The organism is Saccharothrix saharensis (genome assembly GCF_006716745.1).
In the GTDB taxonomy this organism is placed as follows: domain Bacteria; phylum Actinomycetota; class Actinomycetes; order Mycobacteriales; family Pseudonocardiaceae; genus Actinosynnema; species Actinosynnema saharense.
Genome location: NZ_VFPP01000001.1, coordinates 2,643,434 through 2,663,487 on the forward strand (window position 1 = coordinate 2,643,434; position 20,054 = coordinate 2,663,487).

General features: G+C 72.2%; 15 protein-coding genes. 2 read left to right on the forward strand and 13 right to left on the reverse strand.

What is annotated here, in order from left to right; translation table 11 throughout:
• Positions 1 to 192 precede the first annotated feature (192 nt).
• Positions 193 to 1,575, forward strand: a complete 1,383-nt coding sequence (locus tag FHX81_RS10780) for a glycoside hydrolase family 6 protein (RefSeq protein WP_141977462.1) — start codon at positions 193 to 195, stop codon at positions 1,573 to 1,575.
• A gap of 157 nt (positions 1,576 to 1,732) precedes the next feature.
• Here the strand turns inward: FHX81_RS10780 and FHX81_RS10785 are convergent, their stop codons facing one another.
• From FHX81_RS10785 to FHX81_RS10835, 11 genes are all read right to left on the reverse strand, one after another.
• Positions 1,733 to 2,389: a hypothetical protein gene (locus FHX81_RS10785; protein ID WP_141977465.1), complete on the reverse strand. Its 657-nt coding sequence runs from the start codon at positions 2,387 to 2,389 to the stop codon at positions 1,733 to 1,735.
• A 6-nt stretch (positions 2,390 to 2,395) separates the two neighbouring features.
• Positions 2,396 to 2,716 (reverse strand): hypothetical protein, encoded by a 321-nt coding sequence (locus tag FHX81_RS10790; RefSeq protein ID WP_141977467.1) that lies wholly within the window; start codon positions 2,714 to 2,716, stop codon positions 2,396 to 2,398.
• A 35-nt stretch (positions 2,717 to 2,751) separates the two neighbouring features.
• Positions 2,752 to 5,049, reverse strand: a complete 2,298-nt coding sequence (locus FHX81_RS10795) for a glycoside hydrolase domain-containing protein (protein WP_211363457.1) — start codon at positions 5,047 to 5,049, stop codon at positions 2,752 to 2,754.
• 192 nt (positions 5,050 to 5,241) lie between these two features.
• Positions 5,242 to 5,850 carry an SGNH/GDSL hydrolase family protein gene (locus tag FHX81_RS10800; protein WP_246107752.1) on the reverse strand — a complete coding sequence of 203 codons (609 nt, stop codon included), beginning with the start codon at positions 5,848 to 5,850 and terminating at the stop codon, positions 5,242 to 5,244.
• Positions 5,851 to 5,893: 43 nt separating this feature from the next.
• On the reverse strand, positions 5,894 to 6,289 hold the full coding sequence (locus FHX81_RS10805; protein WP_141977471.1) for a bacteriophage spanin2 family protein: 396 nt from the start codon (positions 6,287 to 6,289) through the stop codon (positions 5,894 to 5,896).
• Positions 6,290 to 6,496: 207 nt separating this feature from the next.
• On the reverse strand, positions 6,497 to 7,054 hold the full coding sequence (locus FHX81_RS10810) for a flavin reductase family protein (protein ID WP_141977473.1): 558 nt from the start codon (positions 7,052 to 7,054) through the stop codon (positions 6,497 to 6,499).
• 88 nt (positions 7,055 to 7,142) lie between these two features.
• Positions 7,143 to 8,120, reverse strand: coding sequence for a carbohydrate kinase family protein (locus FHX81_RS10815; protein WP_141977474.1), 978 nt, complete (start codon positions 8,118 to 8,120; stop codon positions 7,143 to 7,145).
• Positions 8,121 to 8,154: 34 nt separating this feature from the next.
• The gene (metK, locus tag FHX81_RS10820) at positions 8,155 to 9,351 is read right to left on the reverse strand and encodes a methionine adenosyltransferase (RefSeq protein ID WP_425473882.1); all 1,197 of its coding nucleotides are present in this window, start codon (positions 9,349 to 9,351) and stop codon (positions 8,155 to 8,157) included.
• A 22-nt stretch (positions 9,352 to 9,373) separates the two neighbouring features.
• A complete protein-coding gene (locus FHX81_RS10825) occupies positions 9,374 to 10,075 on the reverse strand; it encodes a methyltransferase (RefSeq protein ID WP_141977475.1) in 702 nt (233 codons plus the stop codon).
• Between the two features lie 52 nt (positions 10,076 to 10,127).
• Positions 10,128 to 13,508, reverse strand: a complete 3,381-nt coding sequence (gene car, locus FHX81_RS10830; RefSeq protein WP_211363458.1) for a carboxylic acid reductase — start codon at positions 13,506 to 13,508, stop codon at positions 10,128 to 10,130.
• Positions 13,509 to 13,797: 289 nt separating this feature from the next.
• Positions 13,798 to 14,256 carry a MarR family winged helix-turn-helix transcriptional regulator gene (locus FHX81_RS10835; protein ID WP_246107753.1) on the reverse strand — a complete coding sequence of 153 codons (459 nt, stop codon included), beginning with the start codon at positions 14,254 to 14,256 and terminating at the stop codon, positions 13,798 to 13,800.
• A 1,075-nt stretch (positions 14,257 to 15,331) separates the two neighbouring features.
• Between FHX81_RS10835 and FHX81_RS10840 the strand changes: the two genes are divergently transcribed.
• On the forward strand, positions 15,332 to 17,236 hold the full coding sequence (locus FHX81_RS10840) for a helix-turn-helix domain-containing protein (RefSeq protein WP_141977477.1): 1,905 nt from the start codon (positions 15,332 to 15,334) through the stop codon (positions 17,234 to 17,236).
• Positions 17,237 to 17,412: 176 nt separating this feature from the next.
• On the opposite strand, the gene FHX81_RS10845 is transcribed toward FHX81_RS10840, so the two are convergent.
• Both FHX81_RS10845 and FHX81_RS10850 read right to left on the reverse strand, forming a co-directional pair.
• The gene (locus FHX81_RS10845; protein ID WP_141977478.1) at positions 17,413 to 19,392 is read right to left on the reverse strand and encodes an anthranilate synthase family protein; all 1,980 of its coding nucleotides are present in this window, start codon (positions 19,390 to 19,392) and stop codon (positions 17,413 to 17,415) included.
• Complete coding sequence (locus tag FHX81_RS10850) at positions 19,389 to 20,048, reverse strand: isochorismatase family protein (RefSeq protein ID WP_141977480.1); 660 nt, start codon at positions 20,046 to 20,048, stop codon at positions 19,389 to 19,391. The genes FHX81_RS10845 and FHX81_RS10850 overlap by 4 nt, the downstream gene beginning before the upstream one ends.
• Positions 20,049 to 20,054 lie beyond the last annotated feature (6 nt).

A 20,054-nucleotide genomic window follows, 5' to 3' on the forward strand; every position in this document is an offset into this window, starting at 1 on the left:
ATGCGTCAACGTGATTGTTCGACTTCGGGTTCCGCCTGGTCTGGAATAACCCCTACCGAGGTCCATTGGCCGTGAAAACTCTTCACGGACCCTCGTTCCCCTGCTACGGTCCGTTTTCTGGAAACGTTCCCGGAATACCGTCGCCGCTTGCAGCAGATCGCTTGGACATCGATCTCGACGAGGGAGCCGAAGATGCCACTGAAGTCATCACCAGGCCGGAGCGGGAGGCGGGGGCCGCGTCGCGGACTCGCGGCGACGGCGGCGTTCGCGTTCGCCGCGGCCATGGCGCTGGGCACGGGCCCGGCCACCGCGGACGTGACCGCGGCCGCGCGCGTGGACAACCCGTACGCGGGCGCGTCGGTGTACGTGAACCCGGACTGGTCGGCGAAGGCGCGCGCCGACGGCGGGTCCGCCATCGCGAACCAGCCGACGTTCGTCTGGCTGGACCGGATCGCCGCGATCAACGGCGTGAACGGCGCCCGCGGCCTGCGCTCGCACCTGGACAACGCGCTGAGCCAGGCGGCCGGGCGGACCATGGTCGTGCAGTTCGTCATCTACAACCTGCCCGGCCGCGACTGCGCCGCGCTGGCGTCCAACGGCGAACTCGGCCCGGACGACCTGCCCCGCTACAAGACCGAGTACATCGACCCCATCGCGGCGATCATGGGCGAGGCGAAGTACGCCAACCTGCGGATCGTGACGATCATCGAGATCGACTCGCTGCCCAACCTGGTGACCAACGTTGGCGGCCGGCCCACCGCGACCGCCATGTGCGACCGGATGCTGCAGAACGGCAACTACGTCAACGGCGTCGGGTACGCGCTGGCCAAGCTCGGCGCGATCGGCAACGTGTACAACTACATCGACGCCGCCCACCACGGCTGGATCGGCTGGGACGACAACTTCCGCGCCTCCGCGACGCTGTTCGCCCAAGCCGCCCGCGCGTCCGGCAGCACGGTGGACAACGTCACCGGATTCATCGCGAACACGGCGAACTACGGCGTCCTGAAAGAGGACCACTTCACGATCGACGACACCGTGAACGGCACTTCCGTGCGCCAGTCCAAGTGGGTCGACTGGAATCGCTACGTGGACGAGCTGTCGTTCGCCCAGGCGTTCCGGACACAATTGGTCAGCGCCGGGTTCCCGTCGAACATCGGCATGCTGATCGACACGTCCCGCAACGGGTGGGGTGGTTCCCAGCGGCCGACGGCGAAGGGTCCGACGACGAGCGTGGACGCCTACGTCAACGGCGGCCGGTACGACCGGCGCATCCACCTCGGCAACTGGTGCAACCAGTCCGGTGCGGGCATCGGCGAGCGCCCGAAGGCGAACCCGGCCTCGGGCATCGACGCCTACGTGTGGGCCAAGCCGCCGGGCGAGTCGGACGGCGCGAGCCGCGAGATCCCGAACGACGAGGGCAAGGGCTTCGACCGGATGTGCGACCCCACGTACACGGGCAACGCCCGCAACGGCAACAACATGTCCGGTGCGCTGGCCAACGCGCCGCTGTCGGGCCACTGGTTCCCCGCCCAGTTCCGCCAGCTGCTGGCCAACGCCCACCCCCGCCTCTGACCGGCTGGGACGCGCTCCGGGACCGCCGCCCCGGACCACCTCGGCCACGGGAACACCGGTGACCGGCCACGGCCTTGCTCGCCGCGACCTCCCCCGCACCTGCCACCCAGGCCCGACCCGGTCGCCCACGAGCGAGAGCCCGTGGGCGACCGACCCGTCAGCCGGTGGCGATCTGCCGTTCCGCCAGCCGCTCCGCCGCCCGCCGACGACCCGGCGTGAACGGGTCGGCGGGTGCGGCCCGGCCCGGTTCCCCGGCCCAACCGCCGACCTTGGCCGCGACCCGGGCGAGCGCCGGGTCGCCCGGCTTCACGTCCAGCCGGAAGTGGCCCTCCTTCGGCGTCTTCCGGGAGTCACCGCCCCAGCGGACCACGCCCTCGCACTCGGCCAGGATGTCGCGGACCACCGCCAGCTCGTGCGGGAACAGGCCGCCGGTCGCGCCCGCCGGGTACCGGGCCGCGTGCACGGCGATGGCGGTCCCGGAGCGGTAGTCCGCCTCGAACGGGGTGCCCGCCGGCGGTTCGGCGTAGCCGGTGATGTCCCCGGCCCGCAGGGTGGCGACCTCGTAGTGGTAGCGCCGCGCGACGTGCAGCAGCACGACCGCGGCCGGCCCGGACAGCAGCGTCACGGACGCGTTCGAGCCCTCGACGGGGAACGCGGCCAGGGCGTCCGGGCGGGCGGGTGCGTTGGCGGGCGGCGCGGCCGACGCCCCGGGTGCGATCGCCACGCCGATCGACGCGGCGGCGACCAGGCCGCCGGTGATGGCGAGGAACCGGCGACGCCCCAGCCGGGTCGCGTCCTCGGTGGGTTCGCTCATGGTGGTTCACAGCTCCTTGCGGGATCGGGGGTTTCGGCGGGCGGCGACGGCCAGGCCCACGCACGACGCGGTCGCGACGAGCAGCACGACGACCGCCGGGTTCACGTAGGGCGGCACCAGGTCCTGGTAGGCGTTGCACGGCCGGGACAGCGGGAAGTAGGTCACCCGCCCGTAGGCCCGGTCCCACCCGCCGTGCTCCAGCTCGCAGGTCTCGCGGAAGTCCGGCGTGTAGAGGTGGATCGCGCCCCAGGCGTACACCAGGAACGCGGCGGACGGGGCGCACATCGCGGCCACCGCCCACCGTCGCGCCGTTCCCGGGACGCCCACGCTCCCCCTCCTCACACGCCGCGGGGGGCGTGCCGTCAGCTGCGCGACAACCTCTCGATCGTCTCCGCATAGCCTTGCAGAAAGGGCTCCAGCTTGGCCGAGGGCAGCTGCATGGGCAGCAGGCAGGCACCCCCGGTCCTGCGGATGGCGGCTTCGGTCAGCGTGGCGAGCTGCGCGTCCGCGGTGTTGCCGCCGAGCGCGCTCCAGGCCGCGTCGCGGACCCCGGTCACCGTGCCGCCGTAGCGGCCGGCGTAGAACTGCCGGAACCTCGTCCGGTGCCCGCTGGTGAGGTGGTCGCGGATGGCCTGGTCGATCCGCGCGCCGTCGCGCACCGCGCTCCCGATCAGGTAGCCGTCGACGTCCTCCACCAAGTCGTTGAGCGGGAACGACGACAGCACGTTGATCTTGGCCAGTCGGTCGGCGCAGAACGCGTACCCGGAGGCGTACTCCTCGCCGTGCGACCGCCACTCGCCGTAGAACGTGGCCAGGTCGCCCGACCAGCCGCCGAAGTCGCCGCGGCCGCCGCCGCCCTTCAGGTACACCGCGTTGGCGGTCGCCCCGAGGTGGTCGACGTTGACCGTGATGCCCAGGCCCGGGTCCACGTAGGACTCGACCCGGGCCGGCGCGTGCTCTGCCGCGTGGTCGATCCACGCCTGGTCGACGTTGCCGATCAGCAGCTCCCAGCCCGACCAAGCGCCGTTGTAGTTCGGGTAGCGCAGGTACTCCATCACCCGCTGGTTCGCGTCACCGCCGTAGGCCACCGCGGTCGCGTACAAGCCGTCGACGTAGCGCAGGAAGGCGTCCAGCGGCGAGTCGCCGCCGCCGACGTTCTCCGGGCCCACGCCCGGGTCGTTGCCCCGGCGGACGTCGCGGTCGAGCGCGAAGACGTCGCCGTCGGCGGTGAACTGGAACTCCTTGATCTGGTTGTACGACCAGTTCGCGGGCAGCGGGAAGCCCAGGTTGCCGGAGAAGCCCCACGACATGCCGGACACGAACGAGTACCGGGCGAAGGCCTCGTCGCTGACCCGCGCGCACACGTTGCGCGAACCGTAGACGCCGGCGACGTACCGCTTGCCGCGGGTGCCCAGACCGGCCTGGACGCCCTGGAAGTACGGGATGATGTTGCTGGTGATCTGCTCGCCGGTGGCGTCGTAGTCCACCGCGAAGTAGATCACCGTGCCCCGGTTGAAGCCGTAGCCGACGGCCCGGTCGTGCGCCCGCAGCGCGTGGTCGTAGCCGTTGGACCAGGTGAAGTCCTCGACCGTGTCGGCGGCGTACTGCGAGATGGGGAACACCCGCATGCCACCGGCGAAGATGGCCTCCAGCTCACCGGGCTGGATCTCCTTGTCGAGGGTGCTCCACGGGTCCTCGTCCAGGTAGCGGCCGACCACCTCGTAGCCCGCCGCCTTCAGCGCCCGCGCCCGGGAGGCGCTGATGTGGAACCGGGTGTCGCTGCCCGTCGCGGGCCGGTCCGGGTCGCCCATGGACACCAGCAGCTGCGCCCACGTGGCGTAGTCGCCGATGCCCGTGGAGGTGAGGGCGGAGAACTCCTGGAACGACGTCACGAAGGTGCCGAGCGCCGCGTCCCAGCTCGAGGTGAACGCGGCGTGCACCCCGTCGGCGCCGCCGTTGACCACGCAGGCCGCGCTGAACAGCCGCACCCAGGCGGGCGGTGAACCGGGCCGCACGGTGTTCGCGCGCAGGCCGTTCTGCGTGCCCGGCCCGAAGTTGCCCGTGGCCTGGTCCTCGGGGATGCCGATCTGGTACTGGATGGCCCGCATCAGGGCCACCTGCACGTCCCGCGAGTAGTGGCCGTCGCACGGGATGACGAAGAACGTCGACCTGTTGATGTAGGTGGCGTTCAGCCAGCGCTGGATGTCCCGCACCTCGGGCCGGCCGCCGGACAGCAGCACGTAGGCGTCCATGTTGAGGATCGCCTTGAAGACCTTCGGCGGGATGTAGCCGTCGGAGGAGAAGCCGATGTCGCCCTTCAGGTTCCGCACCGCGTCGTACAGGTCGTCGTCGAAGACCCCGTCGGACGTGTCGCCCGCCGAATAGCCCTTGCAGAAGAGCCCGTACTTCGCGATCCGCACGATGTTCGCGTTGGTGTAGCCGGGACCGACGTTGCCCCGCTCGGCGAGTTTGCCCAACGTGGTCGGCCCGAACGAGTCGGACAACGCCGTGATGCCCAATTCGTGCTGCAACGCGCGGGTCAGCGAGAACATGACACCCCACCCGGTGGTGCCGTTCTCCGCGCAGCGCTCGTAACCCGGCACCGAACCGTAGGTCGAGTTCACCCAACGCTGCGCTTCGAGCACCTTCTGGTCCACCATGGTCCGCGTTCCCCCGGGATCGTCGTGAGGTCCGGCGCCCGCGCCGAACACACCCGGAATGACGGGAATCAGCGAAGTGGAACAGCGGGGCCGGTACCTTTCGCTGCTCCCCTCGCAGCGAAAGAAACGCTAGCCCGCTCCCGAAAGGACCGTCAAGGACGGTGTGTGGGACTTGTGAAGGACCGGTGCAGGTCAGGCCGCCCAGCGGTGCGCCGCCGCCCGCACGGACGGCGCCAGCGCGTCGGCGATGACCGCGTACCCGGCCGCCGAGGGGTGGAAGCGGTCCGCCGAGAACAGGGCCGGCTCGCCCGCGAACCGGGCGGACACCTCGGCCCCGACCGCCGCGACCACCCCGCCCGCGCCGACCACCGCGTCGGCCTGCGCGCGGGCGTAGAGGCCGCTGGCCTGCGACACGAACGCCCGGTACGCGGGCGGCACGTGCGAGACGACGCCGAGGTCCGGCGCCGTCGCCACCACCACCTGCGCACCCGCGCGGCGCAGGCCGGCCACGGCGTCGTGCAGCAACCGCGCGCCCACGGCGGGCGGCGTGAACGACGTGAGGTCGTTCGCGCCGATCACGATCAGCGCGACGTCCACCCCCGCCCGCACGGCCGCGCGGACCTGGGCGTCCAGCCCGGTGGAGCGGGCGCCGGACACCGCGTGCACGCCGAGGTCGACCGCGTGCCCCTCCGCGCGGAGCACCGCGGCCAACCGCTCGCCCAACGTCTCCTCGACCCGCGTGCAGCCCACCCCGGCGGCCAGCGAGTCACCCAGCACTCTGAAGCGCAGCAGTCCGTTCATCACCAAGGACAACGCACGAGCCGCGCCCGGTGATCCCGTGCGGTCACGGCGTGCAGGCGGCGGTGAGGTCGGCGACCCGGGCGGCCTTGTCCTCCAGCCACGCGGCCGGCTGCAGCACCAGGTCGTCCAGCGTCACCTCGCGCATCGTGGTGGCCAGCGCGGTGAGGGCTTGGTTGACGGTGGTGTCGGCGGCGTTGGCGGCCAGCTCGGTCAGCCGGTCCGCGGCGGAGTGCGCCCGGTCGACCGCCCGCTCCGGGCTGCCGGGGTCGAAGACGGCGGTGGCCTGCGACAACGCCTCGGTGCACACCTGGACCGTGGACGCGGTGTCGGCGACCGCGGCGGCCGCGTCGGACGCCTCCTGCAACGATCCGCACGCGGTCAGCGCGGTGGCGGCGGCGATGGCGGCGGCAGCGGTGGCTAGGCGGGTCGTGACGCGCATGGCGTGGTCCTCCGGCTCTCGTCTGACGAACCAGAGGTCTCCCCGACCACCGGGCGGTGGCGCCGTGACCGGACCGCTGCGGAGCGGCCGTAATGACGATCACGGGCGGAGTGGGTACTCCCCTCTGCCACCAGCATGCCGGGCCCGCCGCCGTCCGGTCAAAGTGACGCGCGTAACCGAGGAGATCCGACGGCGGCGGGCAACCCCTCAGCGGGGTGCGAGTCCGGTCATCCGGCCCTCGGCGAACACCAGCGGCCGGCGGAACGGGTCCGGGTCGGTGATGTCCAGGACCTCGGCCAGGACCAGGTCGTGGTCGCCCGCCCGGACGGTGGAGTGCCTGCGGGCGTGGACGGCCAGGACCGAGTTGTCGATCACCGGGGTGCCCAGCGGCGAGGTCGACCACTTCACCTCGGTGAAGCGGTCGTGCAGGGGGCCGCAGAACGCGCCCGGCGTGGTCGTGTCGTCGTCGGCCAGCACGCTGAACGTCCACAGGTCCAGGTCCAGCAGGTGGCGCAGGGTCTTGGAGCCGTGGTCGCCCAGGAAGCCGACCAGCAGCGGGTCCAGCGACACGCTGGTGAACGAACCGAGGAGCATGCCGATCGGCCGGTCCCCCGCCATGCCCGCGGCGATGACGACGCTCGTGGGCAGGTGGCGCATGGCCGACCGGAACCGGCCGGAGGTGACCGCAGGCTCCCACCCGGCCGGGTCGGGGTCGGCGAGGTCGGGCATCGTGAGGTGGTCTTCCGGGCTCAGCTGCTCGGACACGTGGTCCACGTCCTTCCGTGGTGTGGGCGCCGTCGACCGGGCACGTGCGGACGCCGGTCCGGCCGGACGGGCCGGCGTCCGCACGTGGTCAGATCCGCAGCCTGCTCTCGATCTCGGCCGCGGCGTCCTCGCCGTACGCGCGGGCGACGCGGTCCGCCACGCTCGCACGGCTGAGCTTGTACTCCTGCGTGCCGACGCTCTCCAGCGCGGCGGCGGCGATCGCGCACCCCACCTGGCACGCCCGTTCGAACCCGAGCCTGGCCCACGTGGCCCAGAGGAACCCGGCGCGGAACGCGTCGCCGACGCCGGTCGGGTCCGCCTCCTCCTTCACCGCGACCGCGGCCACGGTCAGCGGCGGGTGGCCGCGCCGCTCGACCCGCACGCCCTCCGCGCCCAACGTGGTGATCCACGTGCCGACCCGGTCGAGCACCTCGTCGGCGGACCACCCCGTCGACTGGCGCAACAAGACGCTCTCGTACTCGTTGGTGAACAAGTACTTCGCACCGTCCACAAGGGATCGCACCGACTCGCCGTCCATCCGGGCCAGTTGCTGCGACGGGTCCGCGGCGAACGGCAGGCCCAGCGCACGCGCCTCGGCGGTGTGCCGGACCATCGCCTCCGGGTCGTTCGGCGCGACCACCACCAGGTCGAGCCCGCCCAGGCCGTCCGCGATCGGCGCCAGCGCGATCTCCCTGGCCTCCTGCATCGCGCCCGCGTAGAACGACGCGATCTGGTTCTGGTCCTGGTCGGTCGTGCACAGGAACCGCGAGGTGTGCCTGGTCGGCGAGACGCGCACGAACCGGGTGTCCACCCCGTGCCCGATCAGCCAGGCGCGGTAGTCGTCGAAGTCCTTGCCCACCGAGCCGACCAGGGCCGGCGACACGCCGAGCTGGGCCAGGCCGAACGAGATGTTCGCCGCGACGCCGCCGCGACGCACTTCGAGGTCGTCCACGAGGAACGACAGCGACACGGTGTCGAGGTGGTCGGAGAGGAAGTGCTCGGTGAACCTGCCGGGGTAGACCATCAGGTGGTCGGTGGCGATGGAGCCGGTCACGGCGATGCGCATGGGGTGGAGCCCTTCGGGAGCGGTGGGTCGGTGGTCAGCTGGTCGCGGCCTGCTTGAGGGCGTCGGCGCGGTCGGTGCGCTCCCACGGCAGGTCCAGCTCGGGCCGGCCGAAGTGCCCGTACGCCGCGGTCTGCGCGTAGATCGGGCGCAGCAGGTCCAGGTCGCGGATGATCGCCGCCGGGCGCAGGTCGAACACGTCCGCGATGGCCTGCCGGATGCGCGCCGGGTCGACGTTCTCGGTGCCGAACGTCTCCACGAACAACCCGACCGGCGCCGCCCGGCCGATCGCGTACGCCACCTGCACCTCGACCCGGCCCGCGAGCCCGGCCGCGACCGCGTTCTTGGCCACCCAGCGCATCGCGTACGCCGCCGACCGGTCCACCTTCGACGGGTCCTTGCCCGAGAACGCGCCACCACCGTGCCGCGCCATACCGCCGTAGGTGTCCACGATGATCTTGCGGCCGGTCAGGCCCGCGTCACCCATCGGACCACCGATCACGAACCGACCCGTCGGGTTCACCAGCACCCGGACCCCGGACGCGTCCAGCTCCAGCGACGCAAGCTCTGGCTCGATCACCTGCTCGCGGACGTCCCTGGCGAGCAGGGCTTCCGGGTCGACGCCGTCGGCGTGCTGGCTGGACACCACGACCGTGTCCAGCCGCACCGGCTCGTCGCCCGCGTACTCGATGGTCACCTGCGTCTTGCCGTCGGGCCGCAGGTAGGGCACCGCGCCGCTCTTGCGCACCGCGGTCAGCCGGCGCGCCAGCCGGTGCGCGAGCGCGATCGGCAGCGGCATCAGCTCCGGCGTGTCCGCGCAGGCGTAGCCGAACATCAGGCCCTGGTCGCCCGCGCCCTGCCGGTCCAGGTCGTCCAGCGCCTCCTCCAGCCGGGACTCGTAGGCGGTGTCGACGCCCTGCGCGATGTCCGGGGACTGCGAGCCGAGGGCGACGTTCACGCCGCAGGAGTTCCCGTCGAACCCCTTGGCGGACGAGTCGTAGCCGATGTCCAGGATCACCCGGCGCGCGATACCCGCGATGTCCACGTGTGCGTCGGCGGTCACCTCCCCCGCCACGTGCACCTGGCCGGTGGTCACCAGCGTCTCCACCGCCACCCGCGCCCGCGGGTCCGCGCGCAGGTAGGAGTCCAGGACCGCGTCGCTGATCGCGTCGCAGATCTTGTCCGGGTGCCCCTCGGTCACCGACTCGGAACTGAACAAGCGTGTGGTCACGATCTCCTCCGTGGTGTGGCGAGGGTCAGCGGGTGATCTCGAAGACGTTGTAGGTGACTTCCTCGCCGGTCAGCCGCCTGGTGGCGCTGTCGAGCCGGGTCAGCCGGACGCCCGCGTCGGCCGCGAGCTGGTTGATCCGGTTGAGGTCGCCGAGGCTGTTGAAGGTGACCAGCGCGCGCCCGCCGGGCAGCAGCCACCCGTGGACCTCGGCCAGGTAGCGGCTCAGCGCGGTGTAGCCGCGGTCGAAGATCGCCCACTCGAAGTCCTGGGTGAACTCGAAGTCCCGCGGCGCCTCGATGACGCTGCAGTTCCAGAAGATCGTGTCGAACCGCTGCCCCGGTTCGAGGTCGGCGAACACGTCGCTGCGCTGCACGTGCACCTTCTGCTCCACGCCGTGCCGCTTCACGTTGAGCGCGGTGCTCTCCACGGCGGTCTCGGTGATGTCGGTCGCGGTCACGTGCGCGCAGCCGTGCAGCGCTGCCCACACCGCCGTGACGCCCGCGCCGCAGCCGATCTCCAGGAACCGGCCGCCCTGCGGGTACGGGATCGCGGTGGTGTAGTACTCGGTGCCGGTGCCCGGCGCGGGCGCGTACGCGCCGGGCACCAGGTCCCACTCCATGCCGAGGAGGTCGAACGTGGTGTTCGCGTTGTCGACGGGCCCGAGCTCGTCCACGAGCTTGCGCCCGATCCGGTAGCGCTCGTCGAACTTCGAAGACTGCTGGCTCATGACTCTCCTCGGGTGCTGGGCGACGGCCCGGGGGGGCGGGCCGCGGCAGGGCTCAGATGGACAGCAGGTGCTTCAAGTCGGCGGAGTACTTGCGGATGAAGGGTTCCGAGAGGTGCGGGACGTCGCCGGTCGGGCCGACGCCCGCGGCGCGGACCGCGGCGCGGAACCGCTGCGACGGGATCTCGGAGCCGCGCACGACCTCCTCCGGCCGCTCGAACCGGTGCAGCAGCGGGAGCGCCGAGTGCTGCCGCTGCGCCTCGGGCAGCGCGCGCATGGCCGTCTCGAACCGGGCGAGCCAGTCGGCGTAGTCGTCCACCCGCTCGATGCGGTGGCCCGCCGCGCTCAGCCACTCCACGAACGTGTCGAGCGAGACGCCGTCGTCGTGCGGGTTCACCAGGCTGAACGTGCGGTAGCCCGCGGCCTGCCCGCCCAGCGACACGACGGCGGCGGCGGTGAAGTCGACCGGCAGGCCGTCGTAGTGCGCCGCCGAGGCGTCGCCCGCGTAGAACGACCGCGGCGCGATGCCGGTCGCGATGACGCTGAACAGCAGGCGGGTGAACACGTCCGGTACGTTCAGCTGCCCGCCGTACCGGCTGTGCGCGAGGATCATGCTGGAGCGGAACACGGTGACCGGCATGGCGCACAGGTCGTGCGCCTCCCGCAGCAGCACCTCGCCCGCCCACTTGCTGGTGGCGTAGCCGCCCGCGTAACCCTCGTGCACCGGCTGCGCGGCCAGCGCCTGGCGCACGTCGGCGTCCTCGTCCAGCGCGGGCTGCCGTGAGGTGGAGACGGCGACGCTGGACAGGTAGGTGAACGGCTTGACCCGCGCGGTGAGCCCGAGGCGGACCAGCTCGGCGGTGCCCACCACGTTCGCGTCGAACAGGTGCGGGTAGGGCAGCACGTGGTTCACCAGCGCGCCGATGTGGACGATCAGGTCGACCTCCTCGGCCAGCCGGTCCCACGTCGGCTCGTCCAGGCCGAGCCGCGGTTCGGCGATGTCGCCCGCCAGCACCTCCAGGTGCCCGGCCAGCTCCGCCACCGTCGCGACGAGGTCCGAGTCGCCGCCCGCGAACGCCTCGTCGAGCCGCTTCGCCGCGGCCTCGTCGTCCTTGCCGCGGACCAGGCAGACCAGCTTCCCGCCGGCGGGGGCCAGCCGCTGCAACCACTCGAGGGCGACGAACCGGCCGAGGTAGCCGCTCGCGCCGGTGAGCAGGACGGTGCGCGGCTCGCCGGTCACGCGCGGGAGGTTTTCGGCCTCGGCGAGGGTGCGCGCGTCGAGGAACTTGTCCAGGGTGAGGTCGGCGGCGCGGACCTCGGCGGACGCCTCGCCGTGCACCGACTCGAACGTCGGCCGGTCCAGCCCGGCGGACCGCTTCGCCTCGATGTAGGCGGCCACCTGCCGCAGGTCGTTCGCCGGGCTGATGAGCACGTCCACCGGCACGCGCACGGCGAAGATGTCGTGCAGCAGGTTGGCGTAGGACACCGCGGACAGCGAGTCGCCGCCCAGGTCGCGGAAGTGCGCGGCGGGGCTGACGTCGGCCATGGACCCGGCCAGCAGCGCCCGCGCGGCCCGCTGCACGGTCTCCAGCACCGGCCGGTCCGCGCCCGTGCGGCGGACTTCGAGCAGCTCGTCGGACTCGCGCCGGGCGATCTCGGCGTACAGCGCCTCCAGCTCGTCGCGGTACCGCGCGAGCAGTTGCGGGCGCAGCAGCTTGCGGTGGTCGGACAGCAGGCCGTTGGCCTGGCTGAACGGTTCGGTCTCGATCAGGAAGTCGCGCGGGATCTCGTAGGAGTTCAGACCCGCTTCCCGGGCGATCTGCTGGATCGACTCGGTCACCCGCTGCTTGATCTCGCCCGGCCGGTCGGCGAACTTCTCCAGCACGGCGGGCGTGGGCACGACCACGGCCAGCAGGTAGGACCGCTCGCTGTTGCCGTACACGAAGACCTGCCGGACCAGCGGGCTCGTGCCGAACGTCGCCTCCAGGCTCGGCGTGGCCACGAACTCGCCCTGCGACAGCTTCAGCACGCTGTTGCGGCGGTCCAGGATCTCCAGCTTGTCCGGCGCGACCTCGGCGACGATGTCACCGGTCTTGTAGTAGCCGTCCTCGTCGAAGATGGTCGCCGACAGCTCGGGTTGCTTGTAGTAGCCCGGGATCGCGGCGTCGGTCTTGAGCAGCAGCTCGCCGCGCGGGTGCGGCACGTCGGTCCGGTAGTAGCCCAGCTCCGGCACGTCCACGATCTTGTAGTCGACCACCGGCGGGCGCAGCATCGCACCGTCCACGGAGACGCCGGCCACTTCCGTCGTGCCGTACAGGATGTGCAGCTCGAGGTCCAACAAGGACTCGACGAACGCGCGCAGCTCGGCCGACAGCGGCGCGGAACCGCAACTGGCCCACCCGATCCGGCCCCCCAGGACGTGCTCCCGGATATGCCGCTTGACCTCCGCCTCCAGCGCCGCGCGATCGACGTCGCCGACGGCGCGGCGGTCGACCTCGCTGCGGTGGAACTGGAACAGCATCTCGCACACCCGGGGCACCAGGGACAGCTCGGTGGGCCGGGCGAGCGCGATGTCCTCGAAGAACGTGGACAGGTCGCTGCTCGCGGTGAAGTAGCTGATCCCTCCGCGCGCCAACGTGTTCTTCACCGACGAGTGCCCGGCCACGTGGCTCATCGGCATGTAGTGGAAGGTGACGGCCTGCTGCTCGGAGAACAGGTCCGCCCACCCGCCGCCGCCGAACATCGCGGCCACCAGGCGTTCGGTGTAGATCGCGCCCTTCGGCGTGCCGGTGCTGCCCGACGTGTAGACGAGCATGGTCATCGGGTCGTCGCCGTCCTCCGGCGTGAACAGCGGCGCTTCCGGCAGCCGCGCCCCCTGCTCGAGAACGTCCGACAAGGACTCGACGGACACGCCCCGGTCCGCCAGGCGCTTCTGCGCGGCGGTGAACCGGTCGTGCTGGTCGTCCACTCGCGCGTGGTAGTCGAAGACGACCAGGCGGCGCACGGACGGAGTGGCCAGCGCCAGCTCCACGGCGGCGTCCACCCGTTCGACGGAGGCGGCCACGACGGTCGGCTCGGTCTCGGCCAGGATGTCCTTCAACTGCGCGATCGGCGCGCTGGTCTGCAACGGGATGGTGATCGCGCCGAGGCAGATGCACGCCAGGTCGACCGTGGTGTAGTCGCGGCTGGCGAAGCCCAGCAGGGCGACGCGGTCGCCGGGCTCGGTGGCGTGCGCGGTGTTGTGGCGCCACTCGGTGGTGACCGCGCGGACGCGCTGCCACAACTGGTCGAAAGTGGTCGTCTCGTACGACGGCAGCAGCCGGAGCGAGGTGCGGCCGGTGTCGGGGTCCCGGGTGAACTCCTTCGCGCGTTCCCCCAGGGCGGGACGGTCGGCGTAGCGCCGCATCACTGCTGCCACCGTTTGCGTAAGCCGCATGCTGGTCTCCACATCGCATCACTGGCCGACTGCGAGGCTCGAAAACCGAGGGCCTGGTGCTCATCGGAGCGTTCGTCGGCGGGTCGCGCTGTTCTCCAGATCGACACCGACGCTAGCCGTGCGCGGAGTGGAATTCCCACACGCCGGACGACAGTCTGTCATGTCGACCGGGGACCGAACTTCGTTGTGGGAGCGGGAAGGCAGTCGCGGCGTCGTCATCGGGGACGCGCGCGGAACAGGACCGCCGACGCGCGTCAGGCGCGCGTCGGCGGTTGCGTGAGGACGATCGTCAGCGGGACGTGCCGGCGTACGGCAGGGCGGCGAGCGCGTCGACCAGCGGCGCCAGCTCGGGCAGCTCCGCGGCTTCCTTCAACGCTTGCGCCAGCGCTCCGTCGTGCGTCGAGCGCGCACGGTCGAGGGCGGCGCGGCCGGCCTCGGTGACCTCGGTGTAGATGCCGCGGCGGTCGTCCTCGCACAGGGACCGCTGGAGCAGCCCGCGCCGCTCCAGCCGGGTCACCAGCCGGGTGGTCGCGGACTGGCTCAGCACGACGGCCTTGGCGACCTGGTTCATCCGCAGCAACTGGCGCGGTGACGCCTGGCGGGAGAGCACGTCCAGGAGGCTGTACTCGCTCACGGACAGGTCGTGTCCCTGCTGGAGCGCGCGCTCCAGCACGTCTTCGATGCGCGCGTGCAGCGCGGCCAGGGTTCGCCACCCCTGCGCCCGGGTCTCGACGGCGTCGCTGTCCACCGTGACATCCCTCCTGCCGTCCACTGCTCTCGCACGGCGACTCGGTGCCACACCCTATGCACGCCGTGTGCAACTATTGCACAGGCTGGTAGAGTGCTTGTGACCATGATACCGGCACATCGCAAGTCCGTGCCGGACTCGACACCGACCCGGTGACGACCCCTTCGGGGGCGGGCCGCCGTCCGCGGTGGCCGGAGGAAATGGCGCTCACCCGCACCGCCGCCGTTCCCGTCGAATCGGTGGCGCGGTCGGCGATCCGTGATTTGCGTCGGTGCGGGACGGTCTCGCCACGTGCCGCAGGTCGTCCACCGACCCCGCCGCAATTGCCCGCGCCATTGGTGACCGGTGCGCGGAAGCGGGAAAGCGCGGTCGTCCGCCGTCGACTCGGCGCGCCGGAAAGCACGACAATGGAACCCGGGTTCCGCACGACCGCGCGTTTATGCCCGACGAGGTGGAAACACCGTCGGCGGTCCGACCCCGGACCGGCGGATCAGCGCGCCGCAAGCGCGTGCGGGATGTGCGACCACCCCTCCGGTCTATCGTCGTGGTCGCAACTCGTGCACTGCGCACTGCACACGATCGGCGGTTACGCGAGGGTGACATCGCTGGTCACCCCGCGACTCGCGATCGGGGGCGGCTTCGGTTTCACGCACAGGTCCGCCGCCTCGACCCGGCCGGGACGCGTGCCCGGCGCGGGCCGCCCGGCCCGCCGACGTCCCGCCGACCGGGACGTTCGACGCGCGGTCCTGGCGCTGCTCACACGAGGGCACCTCGCGTGCGCGCGAGCCGAGCACCACCCGATCGGTCGATTCCGCGAACTCCCTCGCATTTAATGGCGGACAGGTCGGGTTCCCCTTTCCCGCAGTTCGCGCGCACGTCGACCGAAGCCTCCCGGACGGCGATTTCGATACGCTGAGGAGTGACCGGATAGAACGTCTACGGACCGTGGTTGCCCGACGAATGCAGTGGTGCGATCGGGTGACGGCAGTAGACTCGACATGGGGGTATCCTGACCGTGGAGACTTTTGTGCCTCCGCAGCTGACAGTAAGCGGCGGCATAGACGAGTTACTCGATTTGCTGGCCAGCGGGGCGCCGGCGGACGCGTTCGAGGACTTCCTGGACGACGCGCGGAGGTTCGGCGTCACGGGGGCCACGACCACCGACATGAAGGCCGCCGTGTGGCGGGCCATGCGGGTGCACACGCAGATCCAACGGGGGCGGGTCCGGGAGGCGGGTCTCACCGCGCTGGTGGACGCCGCCCGCGACCTGGCGCTGCCCTACGACTCGGTCGGCGGCCTGCTGCACGCCATCGCCCGGCGCGCCCGCCACCTGCTGAGCATGGACATGGCCTACATCACGATCGTCGACCAGGAGCACGGCTGCGTCCAGGTGCGTGCCGCGGACGGCCACACGTCCGGGCTGAGCGTCGGCCTGCGCCTGCCCGCCGACGACGGCATCACCACGGTCGGGCCGGTCACCACGGCCCCGTTCGCCACGCACGACCTGCTGGCGGACGACCAGATCGCGCTCAACCCGGCGTTCGAGGAGATGGTCCGGGTCGAAGGCCTGCACGCCATGATCGCGGTGCCGCTGAGCTGCGGCGACCACTCCACCGGCCGCGTGCCGCGGGGCAGGCTGTACGTGGCGAGCCGCAAGGTGCACCACTTCACCGCCGACGAGCGGTCGCTGGTCGGCTCGCTCGGCATCCTCGCCGCCATCTACCTGGAGACCACCCACCTGCGCCTCGCCGCCGACGCGCGCGCCGCCGAGCTGGAGGCCCGGCTGGCGCAGGTGTCCCGGACCGCCGAGCGGTTCCGCGAGGACTGCGACCTCCAGGCGTCGTTGGTGGACATGCTGGTCTCCGACGGCGACCTGCGCACGCTGGTCGCGACCGCCGCGGACTCGTTCGGCGGCCGGGTGACGCTCTACACCGCCGTGGGGGACGTGCTGGTCACCGCGGGCGACGGCCAGGACGACGGCGACGACGCGGCGGCGCTGGCCACCGCCGTGGAGATGCTGACCCAGGACCCGGCGGCGGCGGGCGGCGGGCGCTGGGTGGCGCCGCTGTGCGCGGCGAAGGACTACGTCGGCGCGCTGGTGCTGTCCGCGCCCGGCGACCTGTCCCCCGCCGCGCGCAAGCGGTTGCGGCTCTACGCGCAGATGGCGTCGCTGTTCATCCGCCGCGACAAGCTCACCTCCGGCCACGACGGCGAGGTGCGCGACCGGCTGCTCGACGACGCGCTCAGCGACGAGCGCCGGGTGCCCCGGCTGCTCACCGAGCGGGCCCGCCGGATCGGACTCGACCTGTCGCGGCCGTACCTGATGGTGGTGGCCCGGCCGGACGGCAGCATCCAGAGCCGCGCCAATGCGTGGGGTTCGGCCTACGCGCGGCGCAAGGGCGGGCTGCGCAGCTGCCGCAACGGGCACCTGATCCTGCTGCTGCCGGGCAGCGACGCGGGGCCCGTGGCGCGGGACGTGGCCGCCGCGATGGCGGCGGACCTGGGCAAACCGGTGTCGACGGGCGCGGCGGGCCCGCTCACCGGCGCGGAATCCGTCCAACGCGGCTACCGCGAGGCCATCCGCTGCCTCGACGCGGTGACCGCGCTCGGTGTCGAGGGCGGCGCGGGTTCCGCGCGCGAGCTGGGGTTCGTCGGCGCGCTGGTCTCCGCCGACCACGACGTGGCGGGGTTCATCGAGGCGGCGCTGGGCCCGGTGCTGGGCTACGACCGGGAGCGGTTCACCGACCTCGTGCCCACGTTGCAGGCGTACTTCGACGCGGGCGGCAGCCCCACCTACGCCGCCGAACGCCTGCACGTGCACACGAACACGGTCACCCGCCGCCTCGACCGGATCAAGGAGCTGCTCGGCCCGGACTGGCAGAAACCCGCGCAGGCGTTGGAGATCCAGCTCGCGCTGCGCCTGCTGCGGGTCCGCGAGACGCTGACCGCGCAACCGGAGGCGCTGGCCGTCGGCACCTGATCCCGGCCGACGCACGGGGTGCGGCGGGTGGCTGGTGCGCGCCACCACCCGCCGCACTCCGCACGCCGGCCGGACCGGCTGCCGAGGCGGGTTCCTGTCCGAGGTCCGGTCGAAGCGCACCCGCGCCCCGACCGGACCGGCGGTTGACACCCGTGCACGCCCGCTCCGCGGCGCCGCTACACCGGTGGCCGCGGCAAGCGCCTGCGGTGCGGCCAGGGCACGTCGCCACCACCCGTCACCGCCTCCACCCCGACCCGCTGCCGCGGCCGGTGCAGCACCGGGAGCAGGCCGGTCAGCAGGGAGCCGATGATGGCCGGTCCGTCCTGCGTCAGCACGGACTCCGCGTGGAACTGGATCGAGGCGAAGTGCGGACCCCGCAACGCGTGCACCTGGTGCGTGACCGGGTCGCGGCAGATCTCCACCGCGCCGATGTCCGGGTGGTCCAGCACCTCGTCGGCACTGCTCGCCGCGAACGTGTTGTAGAAGCCCACCCGCCGCGACGTGCCGAACAGGTCGATGCCGAGCTGCACGCCCTGGTTCGGCACGTCCCGGCGGATCAGCGGCAGCCCGAGCCGGGAGCTGAGCACCTGGTGGCTCAGGCAGACCGCCAGGAACGGCACCCGGCCGGCCAGGAGCCGCTCCACAGTGGACCACAGGTGCGCGATCTTCGGGTGGCCGAGCTCGCGCGGGTCGCCCGGGCCCGGCCCCATCAGGACGACGTCGGCGTCGTGCACGTCGTAGCGCTCGTCGAAGCGGCGGATCACCACCTCCAGCCCCAACGCGCGCAACTGGTGCGCCAGCATCGAGGTGAACGTGTCCTCCGCGTCCACGATCAGCACCCGCAACCCCGCCAGCGCCGGGTCGGCCGCGTCCCGCGCGCCGTCCTCCGACAACCAGAACCGCGCGATGTCGACGTTGCGCGCGCGCAACGCGTCGCGGACCTCGGGGTGGTCGGCGAACCCGACCGGGTCGACCGACCGCGGGCTCGGGTCCGACCCCAGCGCGGCCAGCAACCCCGCCGCCTTGGCCCGCGTCTCGGCGACCTCCGCCAACGGGTCGGAGTGGCGGACCAGCGTCGCGCCGACGTCGACGCGGACCGTGCCGCCGCCGTCGATGGCGGCCGTGCGGATGAGGATCGACGAGTCCAGCGAACGGCTGCCGTCGGCCTCGCGGCCGATGAGCGCCACCACACCGCTGTAGTACGCGCGGCCGTCCGGCTCGTGGCGGCTGATCACCTTGCAGGCGCTCTCCAACGGGCTGCCGGTGACCGTGGGCGCGAACATCGTCTCGCGCAGGACGTCGCGCGGGTCGCGGTCGGTGCGGCCCGCGATGAAGTACTCGGTGTGCGCGAGCCGGGCCATCTCCCGCAGGTACGGCCCGTGGACGCGGCCGCCGTCGGGGCAGATGCGGCCCATCATCTTCAGTTCCTCGTCCAGCACCATGTAGAGCTCGTCGGACTCCTTGGTGTCGGCCAGGAAGTCCAGCACGCCGCGCAGCGCGGGACCCGTCGGCGGGTAGCGGTACGTGCCGCTGATCGGGTTCATCACCGCCGTGCCGCCGGTGACGCTGATGTGCCGCTCCGGGGTCGCGCCGACGAACGTGCGGTCGCCCGTGTGCACCAGGAAGGTCCAGTAGGCGCCCGTCTCGTCCAAGAGCAGCCGGCGGAACAACGACAGGGCCGACCGGGGCGAGTGGTCCACGATGTCGGCGACGTACGCCCGCCGGATGACGAAGTTCGCGCCCTCGCCCTCGCCGATCTCGTCGGTCAGGACCCGGCGGACGATCTCGGCGTAGCTCTCGTCGTCGGTGTCGAACCGGCCGCGCGCCAGCTCCAGCGGCACGTCCGGCAGCCGGCGCAGCACGTCCGGCAGCGCCAGCACGGCCTGGTCGGCCACGGTCAGCGCGAGCAGCGGCTCGCCGTCGTCGCGGTGCACGTAGCCGCGCTCGCGGATCTGCCGGAACGGCACCACCGCCAGCACGTCGTGGCGCGCCCCGGCGACCGGGCCGGTCGGCAGCGCGATGTCCGCCAGCACGTCCGGCGTCGTGACGTCACCGACCAGCACGTCCACCCGGCCGCGGCCGGACTCGGTGCGGTGCAGCAGGGCGAAGGGCCGGTCCGGCGCGGCCAGCACGCGGTCGAGCAGGTCCCCGGTCACAGCGCCACCCGCTCCCGGTCGGCCGCCCCGAACTGGGCCAGGAGCGCGTCCGTGGTGGCGACCACCGCGCACCGCTGCGCCGCGTAGTCCACGGCCAGCCGGTGGTAGTCGGCGGTGAAGTCACCGATCGCGTCGGCCACGACGAACGTGCGGATGTCGTTGGTGTAGGCCTCCAGCGCCGTCACCAGCACGCCGACGTGCGCGTACACCCCGCACACGATCAGCTGGTCGCGGTCCTCGGCGCGCATCCGCTCCAGCAGGTCCGAGCGGAAGAACGCGCTGTAGCGCCACTTGGTGAGCACCCAGTCGCCGTCGGCGGGCGCGAGCTCGTCCACCACCTCGCGGTCGCTCGGGTCGACCCGCATCCCCGGACCCCAGAAGTCCCGCAGCAGACCGCGCTGCCGCTCCGTCATGCCGCCCGGCTGCGCGGTGTAGGCGATCCGCGCGCCTCGGGCCGCGCACGCCGTCCGCAGCGCCGCGATGTTGCCGACGATCCGGTCGCGCATCGCGTCGGGGAACGGCCGGACGAAGTACCGCTGCATGTCGTGGACCAGCACGACCGCCCGCCGCGGGTCCGCGGTCCACGTCGCGGTGTTGGCCGGCAGGTCGTCCGACGTGGGCAGCGGGTAGTGCTCGATCGGGGGGATGCCTGTCATCGTGGT